Source organism: Streptomyces chlorus, from assembly GCF_042655885.1.
In the GTDB taxonomy this organism is placed as follows: domain Bacteria; phylum Actinomycetota; class Actinomycetes; order Streptomycetales; family Streptomycetaceae; genus Streptomyces; species Streptomyces chlorus.
The window spans coordinates 1-2793 of the sequence record NZ_JBHSOA010000039.1 but is presented as its reverse complement, the minus strand read 5'-3'; the positions used below and the strand labels follow the sequence as shown (position 1 = coordinate 2793).

Genomic DNA, 2793 nt, shown 5'->3' with positions numbered 1-2793 from the left:
CGGGCCTTCCTCGTCTCACACACAGCCCCTGTGACGGGGGCCCAGACTGTATGGGTCCGACCAGGTAGAAGATTTCCCGGGCGGCGTAGCTCTCCGCGATTGCCGTCACCCGACGGCGCCCTGCTTCGCCAGAGGTCCTCCTCTGCGTTCATCCGCACCGTTGTCCCGGCTGCCGGTGGGGCGGATCAAACGATGCTCAGCCTGCTGACGCCGGTATCGAGCACCGCAGGTTCGGTCTTGGCCCGGACCTCCTCGACGGTGACGTCCGGGGCGAGCTCGACCAGGCGCAGGCCGTCGGGGGTGACGTCCAGGACGCACAGGTCGGTGATGATCCGCTGGACGACGCCCTTGCCGGTGTAGGGCAGGGAACACTCCTCGACGATCTTGAAGCTGCCGTCCCGGGCCACGTGCTCCATCAGGACGACGACCTTCCTGGCGCCGTGCACCAGGTCCATCGCCCCGCCCATGTCCTTGACCATCTTCCCGGGGATCATCCAGTTGGCGATGTCGCCGGTGGCGGAGACCTGCATCGCGCCGAGGACGGCGACATCGATCTTGCCGCCTCGGATCATCCCGAAGGACGTCGCGGAGTCGAAGAAGCTCGCGCCACGGCGTACCGTCACGGTCTCCTTGCCGGCGTTGACGAGGTCGGGGTCGACCTCGTCCTCGGTCGGGTAGCGGCCGGTGCCGAGGATCCCGTTCTCCGACTGCAGCACCAGCTCCACGTCCTCGGGAACGTAGTTCGGGATCAGTTTCGGGAGCCCGATGCCGAGGTTGACATAGTCGCCGTCCTTCAGTTCCCCGGCCGCGCGTGCGGCCATTTGCTCACGCGTCCAGCTCATACGGCGTACACCTCCTCGTCGACCGTGGCGGGCATCGTCCCGCGCCACTTCTCCGGGGCCGGCGGCTCCGCCTGCCCCGGTTGCTTTGCTGCCGTGCTCATGCCTGTACCGTCCTCTTCTCGATCCTCTTCTCGGCGGCCTGCTCCGGGGTGAGGGTGACGACCCGGTGGACGTAGACGCCGGGGACGGGGACCTCGTTGGGGTCGATGTCACCGGGTTCGACCAGGTGCTCGACCTCGGCGATCGTGATCCGGCCGCACATCGCCGCGAGCGGGTTGAAGTTGCGGGCCGCGTCCTTGAAGAGGAGGTTGCCGTGCCGGTCGCCCTTCCAGGCCCGCACCAGCCCGAAGTCGGCCACGATGGCACGCTCGAGCACGTGGTCGAGGCCGTCGAAGGTCTCCACCGTCTTGGCAGGGGAGCTCGCCTCGACGGTGCCGTCGGCCGCGTACTTCCAGGGGATGCCCCCCCTCGGCGACCTGAGTGCCCACACCGATGCGGGTGTAGAACGCCGCGATCCCGGAGCCGCCGGCGCGCATCCGCTCCGCGAGCGTGCCCTGCGGCGTCAGCTCGACCTCCAATTCCCCGGGGAGATACTGCCGGGCGAACTCCTTGTTCTCCCCGACGTACGAGGCCACCACCCGGCGCAAGCGACCCGCTCCGAGCAGAATGCCCAGCCCCCAGTCGTCGACGCCGGCGTTGTTGGACACCGTCTCGAGCTCGTCGACACCGGCCTCCAGCAGTGCCTGGATCAGCACCGTCGGGATGCCGCACAGCCCGAAGCCGCCCACTGCGAGAGTGCTGTCCGAGGGAATGTCGGCGACCGCCTCGGCGGCCGAGGCCACGACCTTGACCTGCTGCTCAGCGCGCCACAGGCGCCGGGCATGAACGCCCACTGCGAGCGAGTGATCGGCACGATCCGGCGCGAGGTCCTCGATCACATCCTGATCGTGAACGAAGCCCACGCCCACCAGGTCCTCGCCGAGTACCAGGAGCACTGCAACACGCATCGGCCACACCGAGCACGAGACCAACGACCACCCGAAACCCGGGAACAGCCAGCGGTATCGCACGATCGCGTGCCCCGCAGGCTCCTGCGCACCCGCGTCCTCGGCGGGTTCATCAACGAGTACCGATACACGGCTTGAGCTGCAGCGATGACTTTACGAGCCCCACAGGTGCGTGTCACCGGCACTCCGCAGATCTCCCTGACGGCCAAGAGCCAGGGCAACGTCACGCTCATGCTGTACGACACGCCCCGGACGGCACCGCTGTCATGTTCGACGAACAAGTTTCCCTGGTGGACGCGCGTCGGCTGACCGTCGATCTGAAGGCGACCGACTGGACGTCAGCGGCCGGACATGTCCTGACCGTGGAGATCGGTTCGATCCAGACCGGCTCGTAGCGCGACACGCCCTCCGGCGAGACCATCGAGGTCAGGGGAGTCAGGCTGAAGCCGGCCCTGGACGACCCGGCCGACGACCTCGCCACCCCCGGCAGCCGCTCACCGTATCTGGACACGTACCTGCGTTCGTGCACGGTGGATCCGCCGGCCAGCCCCGCGGCGTGCACGGTCCCGGGCGCCCGCCGCTGATCCTGCGGGCTGGCCTCGGCCGCCACGCCCTCCGGGCCACACCCGAGGCATCGGCCTGGGCCGGCCCGCCTGTGTCGCGCTCGCTCGGGTACCTCTGCCGCGGGCGCTTCGACGTGCGGTCGGTAACTGTCGGAGCGGGCAACGGTGTCCAGCAGAATGACTCCATGGTCTCGAATTCCAGAACCCGCGCCGGTGCCGACGGCGATCCGATACGGATTCGTCTCGCGGCGACAGCTGCCGCGTTGGTGATCGTCGGCGCGGGACTGGGCCTCCGGGCGACGACGGGGGGAGGGGCGGCCAAGTACGGCGGGGACGCCCTGTACACGCTTCTGCTGTTCGCCCTCGTCCTTCTCGTGGCGC

2 protein-coding genes and 3 pseudogenes are annotated in these 2793 nt (G+C 68.7%); 3 read left to right on the top strand and 2 right to left on the bottom strand.

What is annotated here, in order from left to right; translation table 11 throughout:
- Positions 1-185: 185 nt before the first annotated feature.
- Both ACFPZI_RS18575 and ACFPZI_RS18570 read right to left on the bottom strand, forming a co-directional pair.
- On the bottom strand, positions 186-842 hold the full coding sequence (locus tag ACFPZI_RS18575; protein WP_381364334.1) for a CoA transferase subunit B: 657 nt from the start codon (positions 840-842) through the stop codon (positions 186-188).
- 97 nt (positions 843-939) lie between these two features.
- Positions 940-1714, bottom strand: a pseudogene (locus ACFPZI_RS18570) (CoA transferase subunit A).
- A gap of 9 nt (positions 1715-1723) precedes the next feature.
- On the opposite strand from ACFPZI_RS18570, the gene ACFPZI_RS18565 reads away from it, so the two are divergent.
- The 3 genes and pseudogenes from ACFPZI_RS18565 to ACFPZI_RS18555 all read left to right on the top strand — a co-directional run.
- A complete protein-coding gene (locus ACFPZI_RS18565; protein WP_381364332.1) occupies positions 1724-1987 on the top strand; it encodes an integrase core domain-containing protein in 264 nt (87 codons plus the stop codon).
- A gap of 30 nt (positions 1988-2017) precedes the next feature.
- A pseudogene (locus ACFPZI_RS18560) lies at positions 2018-2433 on the top strand (CocE/NonD family hydrolase); the annotation flags it as partial.
- A 164-nt stretch (positions 2434-2597) separates the two neighbouring features.
- Positions 2598-2793 (top strand): annotated as a pseudogene (locus ACFPZI_RS18555) (ribosomal maturation YjgA family protein); the annotation flags it as partial.